The 25,253-nt window shown below is 39.2% G+C and carries 31 protein-coding genes; 20 read left to right on the forward strand and 11 right to left on the reverse strand.

The window, feature by feature from the left end; genetic code table 11:
• Positions 1-303: 303 nt before the first annotated feature.
• The gene (gene zwf / locus M3175_RS02960) at positions 304-1,773 is read right to left on the reverse strand and encodes a glucose-6-phosphate dehydrogenase (RefSeq protein WP_285852155.1); all 1,470 of its coding nucleotides are present in this window, start codon (positions 1,771-1,773) and stop codon (positions 304-306) included.
• A 333-nt stretch (positions 1,774-2,106) separates the two neighbouring features.
• Here zwf and M3175_RS02965 point away from each other — a divergent pair, with 333 nt between their 5' ends.
• The 4 genes from M3175_RS02965 to rnz all read left to right on the forward strand — a co-directional run bounded on the left by M3175_RS02965 (position 2,107) and on the right by rnz (position 5,634).
• On the forward strand, positions 2,107-2,991 hold the full coding sequence (locus M3175_RS02965) for an ABC transporter ATP-binding protein (RefSeq protein WP_251514510.1): 885 nt from the start codon (positions 2,107-2,109) through the stop codon (positions 2,989-2,991).
• A 3-nt stretch (positions 2,992-2,994) separates the two neighbouring features.
• Positions 2,995-3,792 (forward strand): ABC transporter permease subunit, encoded by a 798-nt coding sequence (locus M3175_RS02970; protein WP_251514512.1) that lies wholly within the window; start codon positions 2,995-2,997, stop codon positions 3,790-3,792.
• Between the two features lie 16 nt (positions 3,793-3,808).
• Positions 3,809-4,609, forward strand: a complete 801-nt coding sequence (locus tag M3175_RS02975; RefSeq protein WP_251514514.1) for a DUF2705 family protein — start codon at positions 3,809-3,811, stop codon at positions 4,607-4,609.
• 98 nt (positions 4,610-4,707) lie between these two features.
• Complete coding sequence (gene rnz, locus M3175_RS02980) at positions 4,708-5,634, forward strand: ribonuclease Z (RefSeq protein ID WP_251514515.1); 927 nt, start codon at positions 4,708-4,710, stop codon at positions 5,632-5,634.
• 36 nt (positions 5,635-5,670) lie between these two features.
• Here the strand turns inward: rnz and M3175_RS02985 are convergent, their stop codons facing one another.
• The 3 genes from M3175_RS02985 to proC all read right to left on the reverse strand — a co-directional run bounded on the left by M3175_RS02985 (position 5,671) and on the right by proC (position 8,220).
• Positions 5,671-6,828: a glycosyltransferase family 2 protein gene (locus tag M3175_RS02985; protein ID WP_251514517.1), complete on the reverse strand. Its 1,158-nt coding sequence runs from the start codon at positions 6,826-6,828 to the stop codon at positions 5,671-5,673.
• A 167-nt stretch (positions 6,829-6,995) separates the two neighbouring features.
• Positions 6,996-7,181, reverse strand: a complete 186-nt coding sequence (locus M3175_RS02990; protein WP_251514519.1) for a hypothetical protein — start codon at positions 7,179-7,181, stop codon at positions 6,996-6,998.
• A 193-nt stretch (positions 7,182-7,374) separates the two neighbouring features.
• A complete protein-coding gene (gene proC, locus M3175_RS02995) occupies positions 7,375-8,220 on the reverse strand; it encodes a pyrroline-5-carboxylate reductase (protein WP_251514521.1) in 846 nt (281 codons plus the stop codon).
• Positions 8,221-8,681: 461 nt separating this feature from the next.
• On the opposite strand from proC, the gene M3175_RS03000 reads away from it, so the two are divergent.
• Positions 8,682-9,650 (forward strand): MBL fold metallo-hydrolase, encoded by a 969-nt coding sequence (locus M3175_RS03000; protein WP_251514523.1) that lies wholly within the window; start codon positions 8,682-8,684, stop codon positions 9,648-9,650.
• An 85-nt stretch (positions 9,651-9,735) separates the two neighbouring features.
• A complete protein-coding gene (locus tag M3175_RS03005; protein ID WP_251515271.1) occupies positions 9,736-10,539 on the forward strand; it encodes an SDR family NAD(P)-dependent oxidoreductase in 804 nt (267 codons plus the stop codon).
• A gap of 23 nt (positions 10,540-10,562) precedes the next feature.
• Here M3175_RS03005 and M3175_RS03010 read toward each other — a convergent pair whose 3' ends face one another.
• On the reverse strand, positions 10,563-10,742 hold the full coding sequence (locus M3175_RS03010; protein WP_251514524.1) for a YqzH family protein: 180 nt from the start codon (positions 10,740-10,742) through the stop codon (positions 10,563-10,565).
• Positions 10,743-10,903: 161 nt separating this feature from the next.
• On the opposite strand from M3175_RS03010, the gene M3175_RS03015 reads away from it, so the two are divergent.
• Together M3175_RS03015 and M3175_RS03020 are read left to right on the forward strand one after the other, a co-directional pair.
• Positions 10,904-12,163: a Y-family DNA polymerase gene (locus M3175_RS03015; RefSeq protein ID WP_251514526.1), complete on the forward strand. Its 1,260-nt coding sequence runs from the start codon at positions 10,904-10,906 to the stop codon at positions 12,161-12,163.
• 12 nt (positions 12,164-12,175) lie between these two features.
• The gene (locus tag M3175_RS03020) at positions 12,176-12,508 is read left to right on the forward strand and encodes a YolD-like family protein (RefSeq protein WP_251514528.1); all 333 of its coding nucleotides are present in this window, start codon (positions 12,176-12,178) and stop codon (positions 12,506-12,508) included.
• A 35-nt stretch (positions 12,509-12,543) separates the two neighbouring features.
• On the opposite strand, the gene M3175_RS03025 is transcribed toward M3175_RS03020, so the two are convergent.
• Positions 12,544-12,753, reverse strand: coding sequence for a CDGSH iron-sulfur domain-containing protein (locus tag M3175_RS03025; RefSeq protein ID WP_160546512.1), 210 nt, complete (start codon positions 12,751-12,753; stop codon positions 12,544-12,546).
• Positions 12,754-12,899: 146 nt separating this feature from the next.
• Between M3175_RS03025 and M3175_RS03030 the strand changes: the two genes are divergently transcribed.
• The gene (locus M3175_RS03030; RefSeq protein WP_251514529.1) at positions 12,900-13,229 is read left to right on the forward strand and encodes an iron-sulfur cluster biosynthesis family protein; all 330 of its coding nucleotides are present in this window, start codon (positions 12,900-12,902) and stop codon (positions 13,227-13,229) included.
• A gap of 109 nt (positions 13,230-13,338) precedes the next feature.
• A complete protein-coding gene (locus M3175_RS03035; protein WP_251514531.1) occupies positions 13,339-13,869 on the forward strand; it encodes a hypothetical protein in 531 nt (176 codons plus the stop codon).
• A gap of 17 nt (positions 13,870-13,886) precedes the next feature.
• Here the strand turns inward: M3175_RS03035 and M3175_RS03040 are convergent, their stop codons facing one another.
• Positions 13,887-14,813: an alpha/beta hydrolase gene (locus M3175_RS03040; RefSeq protein WP_251514533.1), complete on the reverse strand. Its 927-nt coding sequence runs from the start codon at positions 14,811-14,813 to the stop codon at positions 13,887-13,889.
• A gap of 83 nt (positions 14,814-14,896) precedes the next feature.
• A complete protein-coding gene (locus tag M3175_RS03045) occupies positions 14,897-15,799 on the reverse strand; it encodes a hydroxymethylglutaryl-CoA lyase (protein ID WP_251514534.1) in 903 nt (300 codons plus the stop codon).
• 150 nt (positions 15,800-15,949) lie between these two features.
• Here M3175_RS03045 and M3175_RS03050 point away from each other — a divergent pair, with 150 nt between their 5' ends.
• The 3 genes from M3175_RS03050 (at position 15,950) to M3175_RS03060 (ending at position 17,630) form a co-directional block, all read left to right on the forward strand.
• The gene (locus M3175_RS03050; RefSeq protein WP_251514536.1) at positions 15,950-16,639 is read left to right on the forward strand and encodes a CoA transferase subunit A; all 690 of its coding nucleotides are present in this window, start codon (positions 15,950-15,952) and stop codon (positions 16,637-16,639) included.
• Between the two features lie 15 nt (positions 16,640-16,654).
• Positions 16,655-17,314, forward strand: a complete 660-nt coding sequence (locus tag M3175_RS03055) for a CoA transferase subunit B (RefSeq protein WP_251514538.1) — start codon at positions 16,655-16,657, stop codon at positions 17,312-17,314.
• A 64-nt stretch (positions 17,315-17,378) separates the two neighbouring features.
• Positions 17,379-17,630: a YqkE family protein gene (locus tag M3175_RS03060; protein WP_251514540.1), complete on the forward strand. Its 252-nt coding sequence runs from the start codon at positions 17,379-17,381 to the stop codon at positions 17,628-17,630.
• 65 nt (positions 17,631-17,695) lie between these two features.
• Here M3175_RS03060 and M3175_RS03065 read toward each other — a convergent pair whose 3' ends face one another.
• Both M3175_RS03065 and mciZ read right to left on the reverse strand, forming a co-directional pair.
• Complete coding sequence (locus tag M3175_RS03065) at positions 17,696-18,604, reverse strand: aldo/keto reductase (protein ID WP_251514542.1); 909 nt, start codon at positions 18,602-18,604, stop codon at positions 17,696-17,698.
• A gap of 84 nt (positions 18,605-18,688) precedes the next feature.
• A complete protein-coding gene (mciZ, locus tag M3175_RS03070; protein WP_160546505.1) occupies positions 18,689-18,823 on the reverse strand; it encodes a Z-ring formation inhibitor MciZ in 135 nt (44 codons plus the stop codon).
• 73 nt (positions 18,824-18,896) lie between these two features.
• On the opposite strand from mciZ, the gene M3175_RS03075 reads away from it, so the two are divergent.
• Together M3175_RS03075 and M3175_RS03080 are read left to right on the forward strand one after the other, a co-directional pair.
• Positions 18,897-19,451 carry an NUDIX hydrolase gene (locus tag M3175_RS03075; protein WP_251514544.1) on the forward strand — a complete coding sequence of 185 codons (555 nt, stop codon included), beginning with the start codon at positions 18,897-18,899 and terminating at the stop codon, positions 19,449-19,451.
• Positions 19,448-20,611: an endonuclease Q family protein gene (locus M3175_RS03080; RefSeq protein ID WP_251514546.1), complete on the forward strand. Its 1,164-nt coding sequence runs from the start codon at positions 19,448-19,450 to the stop codon at positions 20,609-20,611. The genes M3175_RS03075 and M3175_RS03080 overlap by 4 nt, the downstream gene beginning before the upstream one ends.
• 27 nt (positions 20,612-20,638) lie before the next feature.
• Here M3175_RS03080 and M3175_RS03085 read toward each other — a convergent pair whose 3' ends face one another.
• Positions 20,639-21,199 carry a GNAT family N-acetyltransferase gene (locus M3175_RS03085; protein WP_251514547.1) on the reverse strand — a complete coding sequence of 187 codons (561 nt, stop codon included), beginning with the start codon at positions 21,197-21,199 and terminating at the stop codon, positions 20,639-20,641.
• Positions 21,200-21,347: 148 nt separating this feature from the next.
• On the opposite strand from M3175_RS03085, the gene spoIIM reads away from it, so the two are divergent.
• From spoIIM to deoB, 5 genes are all read left to right on the forward strand, one after another.
• Positions 21,348-21,992: a stage II sporulation protein M gene (gene spoIIM / locus M3175_RS03090; protein WP_251514549.1), complete on the forward strand. Its 645-nt coding sequence runs from the start codon at positions 21,348-21,350 to the stop codon at positions 21,990-21,992.
• Positions 21,993-22,109: 117 nt separating this feature from the next.
• Positions 22,110-22,568 (forward strand): ferric iron uptake transcriptional regulator, encoded by a 459-nt coding sequence (fur, locus tag M3175_RS03095; protein WP_119709011.1) that lies wholly within the window; start codon positions 22,110-22,112, stop codon positions 22,566-22,568.
• Between the two features lie 163 nt (positions 22,569-22,731).
• On the forward strand, positions 22,732-22,959 hold the full coding sequence (locus tag M3175_RS03100; RefSeq protein ID WP_251514551.1) for a YqzK family protein: 228 nt from the start codon (positions 22,732-22,734) through the stop codon (positions 22,957-22,959).
• A gap of 6 nt (positions 22,960-22,965) precedes the next feature.
• Positions 22,966-23,856, forward strand: a complete 891-nt coding sequence (xerD, locus tag M3175_RS03105) for a site-specific tyrosine recombinase XerD (protein WP_251514553.1) — start codon at positions 22,966-22,968, stop codon at positions 23,854-23,856.
• Positions 23,857-24,052: 196 nt separating this feature from the next.
• A complete protein-coding gene (deoB, locus tag M3175_RS03110) occupies positions 24,053-25,234 on the forward strand; it encodes a phosphopentomutase (protein ID WP_251514567.1) in 1,182 nt (393 codons plus the stop codon).
• Positions 25,235-25,253: the final 19 nt, after the last annotated feature.

Genomic DNA, 25,253 nt, shown 5'->3' on the forward strand with positions numbered 1-25,253 from the left:
TAAGGGGATGTTTTCCGCTTATACAAAGAAAAATCGTTCCTTTTTGACTTTTTCGAGCCAATAGGCGGAATCTCTCCGTCTATTTCCGCTTTATTTAATAATAATTAATAATTAAGCGGAATTTCTCCGTCTATTTATCAGTTCTGATGCCTATCATGATTCCCCAACCGAAAGTGCGGATCCTTTTGAACCTAGATGAGGGAATCGGCCGTTTTTTTATTAAAAATGGTACTCAAAACTAAATAAAGAAACGACGTATGCCAAACCATACGTCGTTTCTTGTGTCTATAATTTAAGAAAGTACTAGCACTTATCAACGTCAAAATTAGAGATTGGCCACCAATGGAATCCATCTTTCTCAAGAAGCTCATCCGCTTCACGAGGACCCACAGTACCTGCGTTGTAGTTAGGGTAATTCTCAGCCTTTTGATTTTCCCAAACATCAGAAATCTTATCAACAAAGCTCCAAGATAGTGCAACTTCATCCCAATGTGTAAAGTTGGTTGCATCACCGCGCATGCAATCGAATAGAAGCTTCTCGTATGCCTCTGGTGTGTTTAATCCATCGATTCCGCGGTTTGCATAGTTTAACTTAACAGGAGTTGCTGCGATATTTTGACCTGCTTTTTTCGCATTCAGATGCAGCGTAATGCCTTCTTCTGGTTGAATATGAATCACAAGTAGGTTCGGATTCAATGTTTCCTCAGGGCTATAATATAGGTTCATAGGAATGTCTTTAAACTGAATAACAATTTTTGTAGATTTGGAATCCATTCTCTTTCCTGTACGTATATAAATAGGAACCCCTGCCCAGCGGAAATTATCAATCATTAGTTTTCCAGCTACATATGTTTCCGTGTTAGATTCAGGGTTAACCATTTGCTCTTCACGGTATCCTAAAACTTCTGTGCCTTCTACCGTCCCTTTGTCATATTGACCGCGAACAAAGTATTCTTTTACTTCTTCACCTTCAATCGGACGAAGAGCACGAAGGACTCTTACCTTCTCAGAGCGAATTTCTTCAGTTGTTAGCTTAATTGGTGGTTCCATCGCAAGTAATGCGACCATTTGCAGCATATGGTTTTGAACCATATCTCTTAACGCACCGCTTTTCTCATAGTAGCGTCCGCGCTCTTCAACTCCAAGAACCTCACTAGAAGTTACTTGAATATTCGAAATATAACGGTTGTTCCAAAGCGGTTCGAAAATCGCATTCGCGAATCGAATAACTTCTATATTTTGAACCATTTCTTTTCCTAGGTAATGGTCAATTCTGTACACTTCATCTTCAGAGAAGGCAGTTCTGATTTGATCATTTAGTTCTTGTGCTGATGGAAGGTCATGACCAAATGGTTTTTCAATGACTAAGCGTTTAAACCCACTCACATTGGTCAAACCATCTTCTTTTAAATGGAGTGCAATGGTTCCGAAGAATTCAGGTGCCATTGCTAAATAGAAGATGCGGTTGCCTTGTAATTCATAATTTGAGTCAAGTTGATTTGCTAGGTTATTAAGCACTGCGTATGAATTTGAATCAGTTACATCATGTGAATGATAGTAAAAATGCGAAGCAAATTCATCAATTCGATTTTCTTTTTGAATAGAAGACTTTACCGATTTTTTGATGTTCTCTTGGAATTCCTCATTTGTTAATGGTCTTCTGGCAACTCCGATTACAGCAAATTTGTCTGAAAGCTTTCCTTTTTCAAACAGTTTATAGAGCGAAGGATACAGTTTTCTATTTGCTAAATCACCAGTTGCTCCAAATATCATGATTAATGCAGTCGGTTTCTCGTTTTGTGTCACGTTAAGAACCTCTCTTCCAGGGTATTTCCATGTTATATATGTATTTTTATAAAAAAAAATTGACCTATACAAGTACAGAATTTTATCGGTTTCTAGCGAAATAAGCAAATAATTCTTCACAAAATTACGTATTTATTTTTAACCAAATCGCTTGAACTATCCTTAATGAAAATGAAAGCGTTATTTATTTATTTTATGAAATGTTTCGATAAAAATATTTCATAAAATGATTGTTGCCTTATTTTTCATGTAGTATGATGGTGTTAGATAGATCAACTGTCTAAAAAGGAGGCTTTCTTTATGAATGTGATTGAAAGCAATCAGTTAACGAAAATGTATGGAAAAGCAAGAGGAATCTCCAATGTCAGTTTCTCAGTAAAAGAAGGGGAGATTTTTGGATTCATTGGACCAAATGGAGCTGGAAAATCGACGACCATTCGAACCCTCCTTGCACTTATTTATCCAACAAGTGGAAGTGCTACGATTTTTGGGAAGGATTGTATAAAATATGCTCCTGAAATTAAAAAGGAGATTGGTTATCTTCCATCGGAGGTTTTTTATTATGATAATATGAAGGTAAATGACTTGCTTAAATATTCTGCAAGTTTTTATAAAAAGGATTGTACAAAGAGAATACGTGAGCTTGCTGAAGCACTAAATCTAGATCTCTCTAAGAAGATTGACGATCTTTCGCTTGGTAATAAAAAGAAGGTTGGAATCGTTCAAGGATTATTACATGAACCGAAGCTTATTATTCTTGATGAGCCGACAAGTGGCTTGGATCCATTAATGCAACAGAAATTTTTTGAATTATTAAGAGAAGAAAATAAGAAGGGGGCAACCATTCTTTTCTCCTCTCATATTTTAGGTGAGGTTCAAAAGCTTTGTGATCGTGTAGCCATTATTAAAGAAGGAGAAATCGTGAAAGTCGAGACGATGAGCGCGTTAACAGAGAATAGCTATAAGAAATTTAGACTAGAAGCGGTTCATCATGTAACTACTGAAGATTTCCAGCTAGACGGTGTCACAGATATGAAGGTGAAAGAAAAGACGGTGTCCTTTATTTACAAAGGGAACATGAATGCAATTATAAGCAAAATAGCAGAAATACCACTTAAAAATTTGTGGGTAGAAGAACCAACCCTTGAAGAGATTTTCATGCACTACTACGAAAAGGAGGAGTAGAAGGTGAATATCTTTCTTCATGAAATAAGAGCTTATCGAAAGTCCACGCTGGTCTGGACGGTTTCCCTTATTGCCCTTGTACTCTTTTTTATGTCACTTTTTCCTTCCTTTGCGAAGGATGCGGAACAAGTGAACGAGCTTTTAAAAACGCTTCCGGAAGCATTGCGTAAAGCGGTTGGGATTGAAATTGGGAGCTTTACTAGCATTCTTGGTTTTTACTCGTATGTTTTTATGTATATTGCGTTATGTGGTGCGATACAGGCGATGATGATAGGCACTTCTATTTTATCCAAGGAAGTTCGTGAAAAGACAGTTGATTTTCTTCTTACCAAGCCGGTTTCAAGGTCAACGATCATTGTTTCAAAGCTATCTGCGGCAGTTGTGTCTATTGCCATTACTAGCCTATCCTTTATTCTCTGCGCTTACTTTATTGCTTCATACGTAAAGACGGAGAATTTTAATGAACAAGCGTTTTTTCTTCTTTCATCTACACTCTTTTTTGTTCAGGTTATGTTTTTAACCATTGGAGTTATTGCATCTATGCTATTGCCTAGGTTGAAATCGGTTCTTTCTTTATCACTAGGTGTCGTCTTTGCTTTCTTTTTTATTGGAATGTTTGGTTCTACAGTGGGGGAAGCTTCTGTTCGATACATCACCCCATTCAAGTATTTTGACTCGATGTTTATTATAAAAAACAGTCAGTATGAGTGGTCGTATTTGATAGTCGGTTTGGTGTGGATTGCAGTAGCTCTTAGTGCTAGCTTTTATATCTATACCAAAAGGGATATGAATGCGCTGTAAGGAAGGAGGGGTTAAGGTGAATGTATTTATGAGAGAGTTAAAAGCACTAAGAAAGTCACTCGTTATTTGGTGTTTAGGAATTTTTGCTATGGTGGCTGGTGGAATGAGTAAGTACGGAGCAACAGAAAATTCCGGTCAGTCTATAAATGAACTCATGGCAAGTATGCCAAAAGCCATGCAGGCCATAATGGGAACAGGCTCGTTGGATTTAACGACCGTAAGTGGCTACTACGGAATTTTGTTTTTATATTTGATTGTTATGACCACGATTCATGCTGTGATGTTAGGTGCAAACATCATCTCGAAAGAGGAAAGAGATAAAACAGCCGAATTCTTATTAGTGAAACCAATCTCAAGAAAACAGGTGATTCTTTCAAAATGGATGGCATCCTTGGTAGCTATTATTGTATTAAATTCCGTCACCTTTTTGATTTCTCACTTCATGGTGGATTATTATAATAAGACAGATGAGTCATATCTCATAGAGATTGCTAAATTGATGGGTGGTATGTTTATCCTGCAACTGCTGTTTTTATCATTGGGAACATCCATTGCTGCTAGCATAGAGTATCCTAAGAGGGCTGCAAGCATTTCTACAGCCGTGTTATTAATTACTTTTTTCTTATCAATGGCTATTGACCTTAACGAAAATCTGGAGATTCTTACGGTCTTCACTCCTTTTAAATATTATGAGGCGAAGGACATCATAGGTGGAACCGGGTATGATGTATTATATATAACGGTTAGTGTCCTATTAGTTGTGGCCATGACAATTTATACCTTTATCGCTTATGAAAAGAGAGATCTGCATATATAGTAAGAATCTCGTTATAAATATGGTATAGTGATAGTAAGAATAAACGTATTCCGATGTCTTTGTTGACGTCGGTTTTTTTACATAAAGGAGCGTTTCATATGGATATTTTATTTCTTGGTACGGGGGCGGGGGTTCCAGCAAAACTTAGGAACGTAAGCTCTCTTGTTCTGAAGCTGTTGGATGAGAGAGGGACACTTTGGATGTTTGATTGCGGTGAGGCGACTCAGCATCAAATTTTACACACGTCTATTAAGCCACGCCGCATTGAAAAGATTTTTATAACTCATCTTCATGGCGATCACATATATGGTTTACCTGGCTTATTGTCCAGTCGATCCTTCCAAGGAGGAGAATCACTTGTGACAGTTTATGGCCCTAAGGGGATAAAAGATTATGTGGACATTTCTTTGCAAGTAAGCGGAACGTATTTAAAGTATCCTCTAAAGATTGTAGAGATTGAAGAGGGGATTGTTTTTGAAGACGAGCAGTTCAAGGTTGAAGCTCGTAAATTGGAGCATGGAATTCCATCATACGGTTATCGAGTCGTGGAGAAGGATCGTCCGGGCTCTTTATTAGTAGAAAAGCTGCGGGAAGCCAATATCCCACCGGGTCCTTTATACAAAAAAATTAAGGCTGGGGAAAACGTTGTTCTAGAAGATGGAACCATCATTGATTCTTCCAAGTTTCGCGACGAAGATATAAAAGGAAGGATCGTAACGATCTTAGGTGATACAAGAATATGTGACAACGCCTATTTACTTGCTTCAAATGCGGATCTTCTCATCCATGAGGCAACGTTTTCTAGGGGAGAGGAACAGCTTGCGTATGATTATTTTCATTCAACGACTACACAAGCAGCACAGGTCGCACGAGAGGCTGGTGTGAAACAACTGTGTCTTACCCATATCAGCTCTAGATATGATAAAAAAGCTTCACAATTACATGTAGAGGAAGCGAGAGAAGTGTTTCCGAATACCGAAATCGCTGATGATTTTAAAGAAATTTCAATTCCTGTACACAAATAAATCGGGTACCAATAGGGTCCCGATTTTTTCTATGTTTTACTTATTGTGGTTGCGTAAATCTTTTAAGCGATATTTCGTCCCTCTCCAAATAATACCGCCTCTTCTAAAGGTTAAGAAGCTTGCCCGTATGATGGAGTAAATAAACAACATAGCTGTAAAAGGAAAGAGGAGAAACATCCATGGCGAATAGGTTGTCATTCTTTTAATAATCATGGAGTAAATCAGTGCAAGTAAAAAAATATTGCCGATACTTAAAAAGATTAATATAGGTTCAAAGGAGAATAGGGTAAAAAAGGGGAGTACTTGAGACACAAACACTCCAAAGATCGCAAACATCACCATGCTAATTCGGTAATGAAGTCCCGCAAACGTATTTTTCTCTAAGCCAATCAGTGCCTCCTTTAAAGTCGAGTACCATTCAACCTCAAGAAGTGTCAAAGCCGTTACCATTCGATGTCTAAATCCTAGTTCCTTCATCTTTTTCCCGAGCATTAAATCATCATCCGGACGCATTTTAATCACTTCATGTGTTCCTAACTTCTCATAAGCTTCTTTCCTCACTAGATTAAATGCTCCAATTCCTATTCCTACCTTAGAACGAGGATGATTCGCAAGCCAAGGACGTTTAAAATAAGAAAATCCAAACATAAAAAAAGCAATAAAGCTATTTAACCATAATCGCTGTCCTCGTAAATTAGGGGCAGCAGTTAAGTGATCTAGTTTATGTTTCATAGTATAATGAACGGCTTTTGCGATTGCATCTTTGTGAAATATCACGTCTGCATCTGTGAATAAGAGAAGTTCTCCTCTCGCTTGCTTTGCGCCAACATACATCGCATGATTTTTCCCTAACCATCCTAGTGGAAGGGAAGTAATGTGAATAACGCTTACATTTTCGTGTTCAGATTTCATCTCATTCATAATGATGGGAGTGTTGTCGGTGGATCGGTCGTTTACTAAAACCCACTCCAGATGGCCATAACTCTGCAAAAACTGACTTTGTAAGCTTTCCTTTATCCCTTTTTCCTCATTACGTGCCGCAACAATGATGGACACTAAAGGACCCTCCTGAGACGCAGGTTCGTTTTCGAGAAAATCGATTCTATGAAGCCCGATCTTTGCATCAATAAAGATCAGAATCCAAACCACAATGCTGATAGCTAATAAAGAAGAAACTATTAGAAATAAGGACATCTAAACACCCTTTTATTTATTTTTAAGTAGGTTTATATTACAGTTCTAATCTAATTATACTTGTTCTTAAATAATGAACAAATGTGGACTCTCTAATGGTATCCCCTAAATGATATATGAAAAAGGAGTTCCGCAAATACAGAACTCCTACTAAGAGCAATTGCCCCCTATAACGCTTTTAGCATGATTCCGCAAGAAACTAGATAGGCCATACCACTAACAAGAAGTACGATTCCAGATATAGCAAAAGCCACTTCACTATTCATCCGTTCTACTAAAACAGTATGAAGCACATTTAGAATTATCAAGCCCACACAGAAGGCTAATGTAACCCACAGTACATTTACTCCCACAAAGCTCCCACCTTTACTAATACTTACTAAAATTAGTTTTCTCTCTTACCAATGGTCTATACATGGCGTTGGTAAAACATGACAACAGGGAGTTAGACACTGATCTTACAATTATCTTACTTATACTTGTACTGGTCTAAAGCATAAAAAGAACCTTCATCCAAAATGGAGAAGGTTTTAGTTTAAAATGATTTCAGGAAGTCTTCTGCACACTCTCCATCTGCTCCGCAATAGCTTTCCCCATTCGTTTAGATTGAGCAGTTGCTTCTTTTATACATTCCACAAACGCTTCCTGAACTCCGTGAGCAGCAAGAATTTTTAATCCTGCTTCGGTTGTTCCGCCAGGACTTGTTACCGCATGGCGAAGCTCCTGTGGGGTTTTTGTCGTTTTAGCTACCATATGTGCTGCCCCTATTAAGGTTTGAACAATTAATTGCTGTGCCATTTCTCGCTCTAAGCCAATTTCGACTGCGCTTTTTTCCATCGCTTCGATCAAATAATAGATATAAGCAGGACCACTTCCGGATAAGCCTGTGACCGCATCTAATTGGTGTTCCTCTACAAAAGCGGTCATCCCCACTGTGCCAAATAGCAATTGCACATTTCTTTTTTGATCGTCATCTACTTTGCCATTGACAGCAATCGCTGTGGCAGATAGACCTACTGTTGCCGATGTATTAGGCATTGCGCGAACGATGGCAAGCTCCTTTTGTGAGAGTAATTCAATTGAATCCATTGAGACACCTGCTAAAACAGAGACAATCAGCATGTTAGTCTTTAATAAATGCCGTACTTGTTCAATGGAGCCTGCAGCATCCTTTGGCTTCATTGCTAGTAGAACGAAGTCTGCTCCTTCTAATAGTTCACGATGATCATACGTGGAGCTTACGCCGTATTGCTCGTGAAGTGTTGCCAGTCGATCTGCATTGCTGCGATTGGTCACCCATATTTTTTCTGGGTTGATTAATTGATTTTCCACAATCCCCGCAATTAATGCCTCTGACATTGATCCTGCTCCGATAATCGCTATTTTCTCCACGTTTCTTCCTCCTAAAATCCATTTATAAAAACAAAAAGACCCTTCATCCTAACAAGGACGAAAGGTCTAAGCTTCCGTGGTACCACCTTCATTTTCATTTTTGCACATGTCTCGCATAAATGAAACTCGAATCCGTTAACGCCGGAGAACACGGTTAGGTTTGCCTAACAGCTCATAAGGTAGGTTCGGTGGGTAAGGGACGGTAAAGCCTCTCAGCCGGTGAGCTTTACTCTCTTTCGTCTTTTGCCACGTACTGGTCTTATTCATTGCCACTTTAACGCTCTAAATGATTTACTAGTGATTATGCAAGAAAACAAGCCCTTCTGTCAAGTGGGAATGTCTCCTGACTTTTCGCATTTTTCAAAAAACGATATATGAAAATAATGACATTCTTGATAACATTGGGTAAAATATACGTATGTACTATTGTTATATAACAATTATAATCAAGGAGTTCAAATATGACAGAATGGCGTGATGGAATTGCAAAGCTGGTGTTGCCTACTCCTTTTCCAGTCGGTGATGTGAACGTGTATGTAATAAGGGGGGAACGTTTGACTTTAGTAGATGTTGGCCCGAATACGGAGCAAGCATTTGTATCGCTTCAAAATCAACTAGCTACACTGGGTTTAAAGGTAACAGATATTGAACAAGTCATCCTAACCCATGATCATCCAGATCATGCAGGATTGCTCGATCGGTTTTCTCTTGATTTAGAGGTTTACGGGCATGCTAACAATGAACGCTGGCTGAATCGAACCGAAGAGTTTTATCATGACTACGATTCTTTTTATCGGCAGTTATTTGTGGAATGTGGCATTCCAGACAAGTATTATGATCCTTTTATCGGTGGAATGAAACAAATGCTTTTGTTTTCCTGCAACCGATCGTTAACAGGTACGCTTTCTGAGGGGGAAGTTCCAATCGGATTATCTGAATGGACAGTGATTGAAACACCTGGTCATGCCCAAAGTCAGATCGGTCTATTTCGGAAAAAGGATGGCGTGCTAATAGGAGGAGATCTCTTATTGGCGCATATTTCAGCAAATCCGCTTCTCGAGCCTCCACTCCCAGGAGAGAGAGAACGTCCAAAACCACAGCTGCAAGTTAATGATTCCTTGCAGAAGCTTCTTATCCTTCCTATTCGCCTTACTTATACGGGGCATGGAGAAGAGGTAACAGATGTTCATGGCCTGGTTGAAAAGCGACTATCTCATCAAGTTTTGCGTGCTGAGCAAGTGAAGGAGTGGCTGGAACAGGAATCTTTGACCGCTTTTCAAATATGTCAACGCTTATTTCCTTCCGTCTACAAGAAACAGCTAGGGTTGACCATTTCAGAATCCATCGCACAGTTAGATTCTTTATTAGATGGTGAAAAAATTCAAGCCACTAAGGTAAATGGCACCTTTATTTACCGTGCGGATATATAAATAAATGACGTCCTTCCTACGCATGATTTTTTAGCGTTTTTTAACTGGCTGTGGTAAGGTATGAGTGACAAGCTACATAGATAAGATGGTGAGTGTATTGAAACAATTAAAAGGAAAACATATTGTTATAACAGGAGCTTCATCAGGGATTGGAGAAAAGGTGGCTCTTATGGCCGCTGAGCGCGGAGCAAGGCCTATTCTTGTAGCTCGCTCTATTGACAAGCTGCAAACAATCGGTGAGGAAATCAGCCGAAAAACGGGTATGAATGCCTTGTTTTTTCAATTGGATATAGGTGATATCGATCAGGTTCAACAGGTGTTTTCACAAATTAAACAAGAGGTTGGCCATATTGATATTCTCGTAAACAATGCTGGGTTTGGCGTGTTTGATTCCTTCCATGAGGCCGATTTTGCTGATATTGAAAAAATGTTTCAAGTGAACGTCCTCGGTTTAATGGCTTGTACGAAAGAGGTTCTTCCTGTAATGATGGCTCAACATTCAGGTCATATCATTAATATTGCCTCACAGGCAGGAAAGCTCGCCACGCCTAAGTCCAGTGGATATTCGGCTACGAAGCATGCAGTATTAGGTTTTACGAATAGCTTACGATTAGAGCTTGCGAAATCGAATATACGTGTATCGGCGGTAAACCCTGGTCCGATAGAAACTAATTTCTTTTCAATTGCTGATAAATCAGGAAACTACGTAAAAAACGTAAATCGATTCATGCTGAAATCGGATTATGTTGCCGAAAGAATTATTCAACTAATGCTTAACCCTAAGCGTGAGCTGAACCTTCCAGGCTGGATGAATATGGGTAGTACCATCTATAATCTTATTCCAGGATTAGCTGAACGCTTTGTTGGCGGCTTTTTCGATAAAAAATAAAAATCACCTTGTGGGTGATTTTTTTAATTGGTCAAATATTCATAAACAGCATCGTTGATTAGTTCAAATAAGGGAACTTGCTCCTCTTGTGCTTGTTCTTCTACTATCCGTTCGTACAACTTCTCATAGTCCGCTTCACATGCCTCATGCTCGTACTGCTGAAAGCATTGCCTAATCATTTTATAAATAAGTTTCTTCTCCATTCCCGTACACCTCTTCTTTAGCCATTATAACGTATCCCCATTCATAAAAGGAAATAGAGATTAAAATTTCCATTGAAACCGAACGTATATTCGCTTAATATAAGAATATACTAAAAAGAGAACGAATGTTCCTATTTGATGTTTGGGAGAGAGAGAACACGATGATTAATTACAGTGAGTTGCCCCATCAAACCATTTTATGTGTGGACATGAAGAGCTTTTATGCAAGCTGTTCAGCTGTCATGGAAGGACTGGATCCACTTGAGTGTTATTTGGCAGTGATTGGAGATAAAGAGCGGGAGGGGAGCATTGTGCTAGCAGCCTCCCCAAAGATGAAGAAAGAGTTTGGCATTAAAACAGGATCAAGGAAGTTTGAAATTCCAAAGGATCCGAAGATTAAAGTGGTTGAGCCGAAAATGGCGACTTATTTACGTATTTCCACTGAAATTACGAAGGTGTTTCATCGTTACGTTCCAAAAGAAGCTATTCATACGTATAGCGTCGATGAGAGCTTTCTGAAAATTGATGGAGCCCTTCATTTATGGGGAGATGCCTGGACGGTTGCACAAAAGATTCGTGATGATATTGAGCGAGAATTTCAGCTGCCCTGTGCGATTGGAATTGGTCCGAACATGCTATTATCAAAGCTTTGTCTTGATTTGGAAGCAAAAAAGAAGGGGATTGCTGAATGGACGTACGAGGATGTAAAAACAAAGCTTTGGAATGTTTCTCCTTTACGTGAAATGTGGGGAATTGGAAGACGGGTAGAGAAAACATTAAATGGAATGGGAATTTTTACTGTCGGCCAGCTTGCTCGCTTCGATTTGCAGAAGCTTGAGAAAAAGTTTGGGATTATGGGAAATCAACTGTACCATCACGCATGGGGAGTGGATTTATCCGAAATTGGAGCACCTATTATGGAGGGGCAAATTAGCTTTGGGAAGAGTCAAATTTTGCTTCGTGATTATAAAGAAGAAGTAGAAATCAAACGCGTAATTCTAGAAATGTGTGAAGAGGTGGCGAGAAGAGCAAGAACGCATAAGAAGGCAGGTCGAACAATCAGCTTCGGCATTGGTTATAGTCAGGACGAGTTCGGTGGAGGCTTTTATCGTTCGCGGTCGATTGAGGTACCGACGAACGTCACGATGGAGCTGTATGATGTTTGTCTACGTCTATTTGCTGAGCACTACGAAGGAAAAACGGTACGAAAAATCTCCATCGCCCTTAGCAATATTTGTGATGATACAGACTATCAGTTAAATATTTTTGAACCGAATGGCTGGAAGGAACGAGAGATCGGCTATGTTGTGGACCGTATCCGCAATCGGTATGGACATGGTGCACTATTGCGTGCGGTATCGTATACAGCAGCGGGAACGGCGAAGCATCGTGCGAAGCTAGTTGGCGGTCATAAGAGGTAAGGAGGAACAAGGATGATTCGAGATAGAGGAAGAATCAAGTGGACATCAATGATGCTTCCTGAGCATGTTAAGCTATTGCGCGATTGGGCGGAAGCGGATTCTTACGAGAAAGAAAAGGAGATGGATGAACAAAAGCTAGAGGAGATGAACCATTTGTTATTAGCGGCGATGGAGGATCATCAAGCGGTGATGGTCACTCATTATCGTTACCGAAAGCACGAATTGATTATCGGGCAAATCCATTATTGGGATGAGCTTCAGCAAAGGCTTCATATTGTTGACCATTTTGGGGAGGTTCACCGAGTCCTCCTTTCAAGCATTGTAGATGTACAAATGAAGGAATAAGAGCAGTCTCCGAGAAGGAAACCGCTGCTTAAAGATTATTCAGGAGTTTTAACTGCGCGATCACGAGCCTGAAACTTTCCTTTATGCGATCCATCGCAAAAGGGACGTTTGGATGAGAGACCACAACGGCATAGAGAGAACGTGGGTTTCGTTTCAAATACATTTCCATCCATATCAATTAATTCAACCTCACCAGTGACACGTAAAGAACCATTGTCCATCACTTTAATCTGAACCTTCGACAAACTGACCACTCCTACCAAAAAAATGTAATAATATCATAAAGAATTCATTGCCGAAAAGCAAATCATGGGGCAATAAAAAAACGCTATGTTACAATGATTATATGAAGTGGTGTAGGAAACATGATGAAATGCTGGAGGAACAGACAATGAATATTACGATAACAGAAACAGCAGCAAAAAAAATTAGCGAAAAAATCAATGGAAAGCAAGGCTTTTTGAAGCTAAAGTACGATATAGAAGGCTGTGGGTGTGTAGTAAGTGGCGTACCAACTCTATGGTTAGTGAATGAGCTGGATGAGGATGATGATACAGCCATTGAAACGAACGAGCAAACGGTGTATATCGAAAAATCAAAGGCAGTATTTCTTGATGAAGAACTAAAAATTGATTTCTCTAAAGACTCAAATACATTCCAATTAAAAAGTGTAGGACAATACCTAAACCCAAGAATGGCCTTTGTCGATAAAACAAAATAGAACCATGGCACGAGCAGATCTACTACAAAAAAGTGGATCTGTTTTTCTTTTTAAAGAAAATTAGCATTTTTTGGGTGTTTCTTACATTCACTGATAGTGGGGGGATGATATGCGACATTGGCGAGGAATACTGCTAGTGGGTATTGCTATTCTACTCACATCATGTCGGGCAGCAACTATAGAAGTGGCAGTGCCTTTTGAAGTAAAAGAAACGATTGTAAAAGAAAAGCTTACGGATGGAGCCATCATCATGTATACCACAGCCCAAGAGCATGAAGGAGAAGAGTTTGATGCGATAAGCATTGCATACCTGGAGGGAGATGAAGAGAAAGGCTGGACAAATGAAGGTGGTAACCATTGGGAATATAAAGGATCTAACACACTAACCGTTTATTACCGAGACATATATGATTATAGCAGTCAGGGGAAGATTTTGAGTAGATTTCAGCTTACATATGGACAGGTAGAAAGTACAGATATTGTCTCTATTGAAGGATCGGAAACGGGAAATCAATACACCAATCTAAACATCATTGAAAAAGAAGGGAAAAGATATTTTTTTGAAATGAAAAAATATCCATACATTCGGGCGCTAGATAAGGAGAAGAAAGTGATTGCAGAAGAGAAGCCGAGACGTTAAAAATGTCTCGGCTTTTTTTATTGATCGCTTAAAAGTGGGGAGAAGACAAAATCATGCAGAAACTCGTCAATGACTTGTTCGTAGTCTTCCTTATTCTCGTTTAACGATTGGGCATGAACACCATTTTCAGCAAGATATATTTTTTTTGGTCCTTTCTTCTTTTTATACAACGCTTGTGTCATCGTTGGAAGAATAAAATCATCCTTTTTGCTGTGAATAAAAAGAATCGGTTTTTTTATCGAGTCAATGACGGTAATCGGAGCGATGCTTTGTAAGGAGTAGCGATCGCGCATTCGCAGGAACAAATCTGCGACAGGGAGAAACACCTTTCCAGGAAGCTTAAATTCACGCTTTAAACGATAAGCAAGCTGCTCCTTAAAGTCAGAGAAGGGACAATCAGCGATGTAAAAATCTGCTCCATCCTCAAGCATTCCTGCATACAATAGCATGGTTGCTGCACCCATTGATTCTCCGTGAATACCAAGAAGGAGATGTGGACCTTGGTCCGCTTTTAACCAGTCAACAATCGCTTTTAAATCAAATTTTTCGTAGTGACCGTAGCTGGTGGTTTTTCCTCCAGATTCTCCGTGGCGACGATGGTCATAAATAACCGCGTTAAAACCTCTTTCGATAAACAGATTCATGTATTTAATGGAATTGATTTTGTTTTCGGTAACTCCATGACAAATAATGACGTACTTCTTTGTATGATGTGGCTCCAACACAATGGCTTTTAATTGGTATCCAAATGGTGAGGTAATGAGTACTTCGCGTTTAGGAATTCGATCAAAATCATCAGGGTTATAACGACCTGCTGTTTGTTCACGATCAACAACGAAAAGAGGATCCTTTGTTCTCATATACATAAGCCGATTGGTAAAGTACAAACCGAACGTGATAAAAAAAAGAAAAAAGCCTAAAAGGAAACGGAGTGTTTTCCTCAACAAACTTCCCTCCGATACATAATGTTTTACTTAATTTTACCATTCAACAGGAATTTAAAACAAAAAAAAGCTTAGAAGTGTATCTAAGCTTTTGACTGAAGAGTATACAAGGAGCTTGTAATGGGTTTTGGAAGAAGAGGAGCGATCACATCAATAGCCTGAACAAGGAGGGGGATGTTTATGCCCGTTTGAATCCCCATTCTTTCAAGCATGAACACAACATCCTCAGTCGCAACATTTCCAGAGGCCCCTGGGGCAAACGGACACCCACCAATCCCCCCGGCAGAAGTATCAAAGCGGGAAACGCCTGCTTGTAGGGCCGCAAATATATTGGCAAGGGCCATTCCTCGGGTGTCGTGAAAATGGGCTGTAATAAGTGTAGTAGAAAAGAGATTAGTAAGCTTTGAAAACAAAGAATACGATTCGTGCGGAGCAGCCATCCCGATGGTGTCTGCAACACTTAATTCATCCACCCCTGCTTGAACAAATTGCTCGCATAATTGAATCGTTTCTTTTTCTTCGACTCGGCCTTCAAACGGGCAGTAAAAAGCGGTTGAAATGCATGCTCGCACAAAAACACCTTGATCTTTTAGCTCTTTTATAAGTGGGAGAAGCTCTTCCATCGCCTGAGCCGTTGTTCGATTAATATTCTTTTGGTTAAACGTGTTGCTTACTCCGACGAACAGAGCAATTTCTTGGCAATTGGACAAGCGAGCACGCTGAATACCCGAACGATTAGGAGTTAGGACAATGGTGCGGGTGTTAGGATCTAGGGAATGCCAGACAATATCCTCGGCATCTTGCATTTGTGGAACCCACTTTGGTGAAACAAAGGAGGTGATCTCCATTTCTTTAATACCCGATTTCTTTAATTGGTCAATAAACTGAAGTTTTGCCTCAGTTGGTATAAAAACGCTTACATTTTGAAGCCCATCACGAGGGCCAACTTCAATAATTGTTACTTTGTTAGGTAAATCAATCGTCATGTTTTATTCACCCCTTCATACGTTAATTGTAGAGTGATTGATTTTGAATATGCAAGAATAATAGAAATTTTCATGAAATAAAAGGGTTTTTCTATTTCCGCTAGAAATATAAAGTCGGTAGCGCTTACATAAAGAGAAGGGGTGAATGATATGAAACCAATTTATACGTCTTATTTGGATGCGGTAAAGGATATTCATGATGGTGCAACTCTTATGGTGGGGGGCTTTGGGCTTTGTGGCATTCCCGAAAATTTAATTTTAGCACTCGTTGAAAAGAAAGTCACAGACTTGACGGTCATATCAAATAATTGTGGAGTAGATGAATGGGGCCTAGGGCTATTATTAAAAAATAAGCAGATTAAAAAAATGATTGGGTCCTATGTGGGTGAAAATAAAGAGTTTGAAAGGCAAGTTTTGTCAGCAGAGCTTGAAGTGGAATTAACCCCACAAGGGACGCTAGCTGAAAAGATTCGAGCCGGTGGAGCAGGTATTCCTGCCTTTTATACACCTGCTGGAGTGGGCACTCCCGTTGCGGATGGGAAAGAGACAAGAAAGTTTAATGGAAAAGAGTATTTACTAGAGGAGGCCCTGCAAGCCGATTTTAGTCTCATTCGAGCTTGGAAGGGAGATAAAATGGGAAATCTCATTTACCATAAGACGGCTCGAAACTTTAATCCAATGATGGCAGCTGCAGGGAAAGTAACTATTGTAGAGGTAGAACATTTATATGAAACAGGAGAACTAGACCCGAATGAAATCCATACACCAAGCATATATGTTCAGCGACTCATTGTTGGAAAACAGGAAAAAAGGATTGAAAGACTGACCGTACAGGGCTAGAAAGGGAGTGGGGATATGACAAATATTCGTGAAAGAATTGCCAAAAGAGCAGAAAAGGAAATTCAAAGTGGATATTACGTAAATTTAGGTATAGGAATGCCAACACTTGTTGCAAATTTTATATCAAAGGATAAAGAGGTCGTTCTACAATCTGAAAACGGATTACTTGGGATAGGACCTTTTCCTAAAGAAGAGGAAGTAGACGCGGACTTGATTAATGCGGGGAAAGAAACCGTTACGGCTATTCCTGGAGCTGCTTATTTTGATAGTGCAGAGTCATTTGCGATGATTCGTGGTGGACACGTAGACATTGCTATCCTCGGAGGAATGGAAGTGTCCGAAAATGGAGATTTGGCGAACTGGATGATTCCAGGAAAAATGATTAAAGGCATGGGTGGAGCGATGGACCTTGTTCATGGGGCGAGAAAAATCATCGTCATCATGGAGCATACGAATAAAAAAGGTGACGCAAAGATCCTAAAAAAATGTAGTTTGCCCTTAACGGGTCAAGGTGTAGTGGACCGAATCATTACTGACAGAGCTGTCATTGAGGTAACTTCTAATGGCTTAAAGCTTATAGAAGTGGCAAAGGGCTATACGGTAGAGGATGTGGTTGCGTCCACTGAACCTGAGTTGTTAATTGAGGAGAATGTCCGATTAGATGCATTTGAGTGAGGATAGTACGATGATCGAACATTTGGTATAATATTCGTCATCAACATGTAGAGAGGGATTTTGAATGAAGAAGAAAAAACAAACTCGCCCGGCTCAAAAGAAAGTCGAAGACAAACCAGTCACTCTTGGTGACCTTTTAAATGTGGACCTAGTCAAACAATTAAAGAATGCAAAAAATGAACTAGAGGAAGAAGCTCAAGCTAAAAAGGAAGCGGAAGAGGAAAGAAAACGAGAAGAACGCCGCCTAAAAGAAAAAAACAAAACGTTTGAAGAGCTTCTGAATGAAAGTGTATTTGATTGGAAGAAATTTAAGTGATTGTACGTGTGGGTCCTTCATTTTTGTGATGAAGGACCTTTCATTGTTAGACGGGCATTTTCGAATTACCGATGCTGGTCATACACATTCGCTTTTGAAACGTCCTTAATAAAAGCAACCTCTTCTACTGATAAGGGTTGAGAGCGAACAGCATTTGCATTGTTCTTCACTTGTTCCACTGAGCTTGCCCCAGCAACCACACTAGCAACGGTCGGGTTATGAAGAACGTATCGTAAAGAAACTTCAGTTAAAGATCGATCCCCAAAGTGATTTTTTAACTGTTTTACTAGCGAGCGTAACTCTTCCTCTGAATAATCCATAAAGCCCTTTTCTGTAATTTTATTCACACCAGCATCGCTTAATAAACCCTTTGCGACAGGTCCACGTGCTACAACTGAAATATCATTCTCACGAAGAACATGTAAAGCTTCCTCTTCCGGACGGCGATCAAGGATACTGTACTGCATCATCACGGACGAGATATTCGATTTACTAGCATATTCACGAATGACATTTGGTCGGATCGAGGATATACCGTAATATTTAATAAGACCCTCACTAACTAGATCTTCAAATGCCTCAATCGTTTCATCAATTGGATCATCCAAAGTACCGCCATGAAGTTGATATAAATCAATATAATCAGTTCCAAGTCTAGTAAGGCTGTCTTTAACGGCTTCCTTAATATACGCTTTGCTTGGATCCCAGCTCCAACCATCTTGTTTATTGTTCCAGCGGTTTCCGACCTTTGTTGCCATAATTATCTGCTCTCGTACAGGCTTTAAAGCTCGTCCGACGATTGATTCATTCACTCCAAAATCGTATAGGTCTGTCGTATCAAAATAATTGACTCCTTCTTCAAGAGCGGCGTTGATGATTCGTTCTGCTGCAAGTGCATCTGTTCCAAGCGTCATGCATCCAAGTCCTAGCTCTGTTACATACAAATCCGACTTACCGAGACGTCTCTTTTCCATGGGTTAAGCACCTTCTTCTATAAAATAGATTACCTTCTGCTCATTATTTTACAGAAAATTCCCCATTGATGCGAAGAACAAGCCTTACTTTTTCTTTCTCTCGTCCTCGACCCAGTCTTTTACGAGAGTATAGTCTTTAGAATATTGGAGAAGTTTGTGTCGAATTTCCCATGCTTTCCCGACAAGAACGATTCCTTTTCCGTGTAAGTATATTTTCATCACTTTCCTCCAAATTAAGGTATGATAAAATGTATGAAGAAACTAGCTGACTATAGAACAGGAGTGGAGACAAATGAGTTCATCCTTTGAAGAAAAAACAATCAAATCAGAAAAGATCTTCTCTGGGAAAATCATTTCATTACAGGTAGACGATGTGGAGTTACCAAATGGAAAGCATTCGAAACGCGAGCTGATAAAACATCCAGGCGCAGTTGCTGTTATTGCGATAACGGATGAAGGAAAATTGGTAATGGTTGAGCAATACAGAAAAGCTTTGGAAAGAGATGTAGTGGAAATCCCTGCAGGAAAGCTTGAAAAGGGAGAAGAACCATCCCTTTGTGCGAAGCGTGAGCTAGAAGAAGAGACCGGTTATGTATGCAAAAGCCTAGATTGGTTGATTTCTTTCTACACATCACCTGGATTCGCGGATGAAATTGTTCATTTATATGTGGCACGTGGATTAGAGAAAAAAGAAGACGCTGCACCACCTGACGAGGATGAGTTTGTTACATTAGTAGAGCTAACGCTTGAAGAAGCACTAGAATACATAGAAGAGAGAAAAATATATGATGCAAAAACAGCCTACGCTGTTCAATACTTACAACTACAAGAGGCATTAAAGAAATGAACTCATACTTCGCCGACCTTCACATCCATATTGGGAGAACATGGAATGGGAAGGCAGTGAAAATAACGGGGTCAAAATCATTAACGTTTACGAATATTATTCAGCATGCGAGAACGATTAAAGGATTGGATATCATAGGAATCATCGATTGCCATTCACCTGAGGTCATTCAAGAGATGGAAGCATTGATAAGTGAAGGGGAAATAATAGAGGCTACAAGAGGTGGTTTGCTGTATGGAGACATGCTTATCCTTATGGGTTCTGAACTTGAAATCTACGACGATCACAGCAAGGGCCCCATTCATATACTAGCCTTTTTGCCTAACATGGCTCGTTTAAAGGAATTTTCCCAATGGCTTTCCAATCATTTGAAAAATATCAACCTAAGCTCACAGCGTGTGTATGTGACGGGACTTGAGTTGCAGAAAAAGGTGAAGGAACTAGGGGGATTATTTATTCCAGCCCATGTATTTACTCCATTTAAAAGCTTGTTTGGAAAAGGAGTAAAACAGACACTCACTGAGGTGTTTGATCCAGACTTAATAGATGGCATAGAGCTTGGATTAAGTGCTAATACGCAAATGGCAGATCAAATAGGTGAGCTTCATCGGTATTCATATGTGACGAATTCAGATGCACACTCATTAGGGAAAATTGCAAGAGAATATCAGCAAATCAGAATGAATGAGCTGTCTTTTACTAGCTTTCAGGAGGCTTTATACAACCAAGATGATCAGTATGTAGAAGCTAATTATGGACTTGATCCATTGCTCGGAAAGTATCACGAAACCGTATGTGCTCACTGCAATGAGAAAGTTCAGTTGTCCGACTATTCATGTGAAACATGTGGACAGACCAAATTCATTAAAGGAGTGGCAACAAGAATACGAGAGCTTCAAACCTCTAAAGAGGGAAAGAAGGGACGTCCTCCATATATTCATCAAGTTCCTTTAGACTTCATTCCAGGACTCGGACCAAAGCTTTTTCAAAAATTACTAGATCATTTTGGCACGGAAATGGCCATTCTCCATCACGTGCCCGAAGAAGCTCTACAAGAGGTTGTTCCAAAACGCGTGGCAGAATTAATTGTTTCAGCTAGAAATGGAGACCTTCATTTCCATGCAGGTGGTGGTGGAAGGTACGGGAAGATTATTGAATAGAAGAGACAGTAGATACTGTCTCTTCTATTATTTTAGCTTTGAAAAAACACAGGTATCCCTAAGCGTTTTCCCATCCGCACTTTTACTATTATTTTTTAAGGTGGCTTCTAGGGTAAATCCGAGTTTTTCAGGAATGCTTCGACTAGCGATATTAGCCGGATCACAGCGGATTTCCACGCGATTCGCTTGCAAATCTTCAAAGGCAGTTTTTATTAAAGCAGTTGTGGATTCCGTTATATACCCCTTTTTTGTCAAGCGACTGTCACACCAATATCCAATCTCAAAGCAACCTGCCTCCCAATTGATTCGGTGCAGTCCTGTAGAACCTATAAATTGATGATCCTCTTTTCTAAAAATATGAAGTCGAATATCCTCTTTTAAAATAAATTGGGCGTAGGATTTTCTCACTCCTTCTTCCACATCCTCTACTGTTTGATGTAGATGAGCGAAGGGAAGCCATTCTTGTAAATCGTTTAATGATGCTTGTATGGCTTCGTAGACAAGATGACCGTCCCCAGGCATACAAGGTCGAATATAAAGACGCTCTGATTCTATTTTTTCAGGAAAATCTATTAATATAGGTTTCATTATCTTTCCCTCCAAAAAAATGAGATTTCGAGTATTATAACTGGAAAGTTATGGTTAAGACAAGAGATTTTTTAGAATCTATCTAGTCATACCTTTACTAGAGTTCGCATACATTTTACTAACTGAGTTGTAAGGGGAGGAAAAGCAATTGAAGAAAAGAAAATACCAGAACGTCGTAGCAATGCATTTCCGCGAGCACTCCTCGATTTATTTATTTGTCGTGGTGTTATTTCTAATGGGAGTCATCTTTGGAGCAATAATCGTCAATAGTTTAAGCTTTACCCAGAAGGAAGACCTATTTTATTATTTATCACAATTTTTCGGACAAGTATCAGACGGAAAAGTAGCAGCATCAAAAGATTTGTTTTATCAAAGTTTTTTTCATAACAGTAAGTTTGTGGGGCTTATGTGGGTATTAGGTGTGTCAATTATCGGCTTACCAATTACACTTATACTTTTGTTTATGAAAGGAATGGTTGTTGGGTTTACGGTCGGTTTTTTAGTGAATCAAATGGGCTGGGAAGGTTTTGTGTTATCCTTTGTATCTGTACTTCCGCAAAATCTATTAATTATCCCAGTATTTATTATTGGTGCAACCCTGTCAGTAGCATTCTCACTAAAGATGATTCGAAGACAGTTTATGAAAAAACAGGGCCAACCCATCATGCCGATGCTAGGCGGATACGTTGCAGCCTTTTTAGCCGCTCTTATATTCATTGCCATAGCTGCTGCCATTGAGGCATATATATCACCATTATTAATGAAATCAATTGTTGAATCGATTCACTCTTAATAATAATTATTTTTATATGATAATTGTTATTTTCGCTTATTTGTAATTATTTTATTTTGAAAGTCTATTCTCATCTGTTATAATGAGTATTGACAGTGGCGAGGGAGGACTTTCGTGATGGAAAATCGAATTGATAGAATTAAAAAACAGTTACATTCGTCCAGTTACAAGTTAACACCTCAGCGCGAAGCAACCGTTCGAGTGTTATTAGAGCATGAAGAGGATCATTTAAGTGCGGAAGATGTATACCTCCTTGTAAAAGAAAAATCGCCTGAGATTGGATTGGCAACTGTTTATCGAACTCTGGAATTACTTACAGAACTGAAAATTGTTGATAAAATAAACTTTGGAGATGGCGTCTCAAGGTACGACCTAAGACAGGAAGGTGCAGCACACTTCCATCACCACTTAGTATGTATTGAATGTGGAGCAGTTGATGAAATACAAGAAGATCTACTTGAAGATGTGGAAGAGACGGTAGAGCGCCGCTGGAACTTTAAAATTAAGGACCACCGTTTAACCTTTCATGGTATATGCCACCGCTGTCATGACAAAGTAGAGGCAGAAGAAGAATAAACCAGCAAAACCTTTTCAAATGGAAAGGTTTTTTATTTTGGTTCTTTTTATAACAGTTAAAGCCCTTTAGGTATAATTCTTGTCCAAACTGGCATACCCTTTACTAGTAGGTTCTTTAAGAATAAGAGCCAATACTTTATTTTGGATTTGGAGGACATCAAAAATGAAAGCGTGGTTCCAGCTCGTTTTTCAAACCTTGAAGGTATTTATCCTTTTTACCGGATGCACAATCCTCTTTTATTATGGTATTATGTGGGTAAATGAAGAGTATCAAGATTATCATCGATACGATGAACCAAATGGGACAGCGGTAAAAGTGTCTGCTAATGTAGATACAGAAAAATCTACTTGGTTTGATCGTATTGTTCTTTTTTACTTAAATGGGGAGTAATGTTAGATGGAAGATGAGTTAAAGGACTTTATGCATTTTCTAATAGTTGAAAAAGCATTAGCTAAAAATACGATTGTATCATACGAAAGAGATTTAAAAGCGTACTTAAAATATATAAAGACAGTAGAAAATGTTCAATCCATTAACGATATCGGCCGGATCCAGATTGTACATTTTTTAGGTCATTTAAAAGAACAAGGAAAATCGTCAAGAACGATTGCAAGGAATATAGCCTCTATACGCGCTTTTCATCAGTTCTTGTTACGTGAAAAAGTAGCAGAGCAGGATCCTTCTGTACATATTGAAACACCTCAGCTTGAACGAACACTTCCAAAGGTGTTAAATCTGCAAGAGGTTGAAAGATTGTTAGAGGTACCAAAGCTTCACACCCATTACGGATTGCGTGATAAAGCGATGCTTGAGCTTTTATATGCAACAGGAATTCGTGTAAGTGAACTAATTGGTTTGAATCTCGATGATGCCCATTTAACGATGGGATTTGTTCGGTGTATCGGAAAGGGAAATAAAGAGCGGATTATTCCATTAGGCCGAACAGCCGCAGCAGCCATTCAAGAGTATATAGACAAGGGGCGCCCGCAATTCATTAAAAATCAACGAGAAGAATCATTGTTCGTCAACCATCATGGAAGAAGATTAACAAGACAGGGATTCTGGAAGATTTTAAAGGGATTAACGAAGGAAGCCGGCATTGAGAAGGAACTAACTCCTCATACACTTAGACATTCCTTTGCTACCCATCTTCTCGAGAATGGAGCAGATTTAAGAGCGGTTCAGGAAATGCTAGGACATTCAGATATATCGACAACGCAAATATACACACATGTAACGAAAACGCGTTTAAAGGACGTGTACAGTCAATTCCACCCAAGAGCCTAATAGTTTAAGAGAAAGTAATTAATGTTCAAAAAGCTGCCATGAAAAGATAGCAGCTTTTCGTTGTGTTTTATATGAAACTTCTTGTACAATGGAGATGTCAGACTTCTGACGTTATTAGATATTGATCCGTCAAATTAATATTTGGGAAAGCTATTTGATGAGAGTTGTAAACGGTTAATTTTAAGGAGGAGAATGAATGCCTTATCAATATAAACGGATTTTTTTAATTGTGATGGATTCTGTTGGGATCGGTGAAGCAAAGGATGCCGAGAGATTTGGAGATAAAGGTTCGAATACCTTACGCCATATTGCAGAAAGAATGAATGGTTTAAATATGCCGAATATGGCGAAGCTTGGCCTTAGTAATATTGAACCAGTAGGTGGAATTGAAAAAGCGGATTCCCCGCTTGCTTACTATACAAAAATGCAAGAAGCCTCTAATGGAAAAGATACGATGACAGGTCATTGGGAGATCATGGGACTTAATATTAAAACCCCGTTTAAAGTATTCCCAGATGGTTTTCCAGATGAATTGTTAGCAGAATTAGAAGAAAAAACGGGTAGAAAAATTATTGGAAATAAGCCAGCCAGTGGAACGGAAATTCTAGATGAACTGGGTGAAGAGCATATGAAGACAGGTGCATTAATTGTCTATACATCTGCTGATTCCGTTTTGCAAATTGCGGCACATGAAGACATTGTTCCGATTGAAGAGCAATATAAAATCTGTAAAATAGCTAGAGAGTTGACCTTGGATGAAAAATACATGGTTGGAAGAATTATTGCCAGACCATTTGTAGGAGAACCAGGGAACTTTAAAAGAACAGCGAACCGTCATGATTATGCACTAAAACCATTTGATAGAACAGTGATGAATGAATTAAAGGATAGTAAGTTTGATGTGATCGCGATAGGAAAGATATCAGATATTTACGACGGCGAAGGAGTAACTGAGTCTTTACGTACAGTGTCTAATATGGATGGAATGGATAAGCTTGTTCAAACGCTTGATATGGATTTTACAGGATTGAGCTTTTTAAATTTAGTTGATTTTGATGCATTATTTGGACATCGTAGAGATCCTATTGGTTACGGAAAAGCTTTAGAAGAGTATGACGCTCGCTTACCTGAAGTATTGGAGAAACTAAAAGATGATGATTTGTTAATCATTACGGCTGATCACGGAAATGATCCGGTTCACCCTGGAACAGACCATACTCGTGAATACGTTCCTCTATTAGTGTATTCACCTGTCATGAAGGGTGGAAAAAAACTTCCGATTCGTGAGACATTTGCAGATATTGGAGCAACAGTAGCAGAGAATTTCCAAGTAAAACTGCCAAAGTACGGAAAAAGCTTTTTAAACGAATTAAATTAAATTCATAAAGGAGTTTTGT

Origin of the sequence: Robertmurraya korlensis, assembly GCF_023715225.1 — a bacterium.
Taxonomy (GTDB): Bacteria; Bacillota; Bacilli; order Bacillales; family Cytobacillaceae; genus Robertmurraya_A.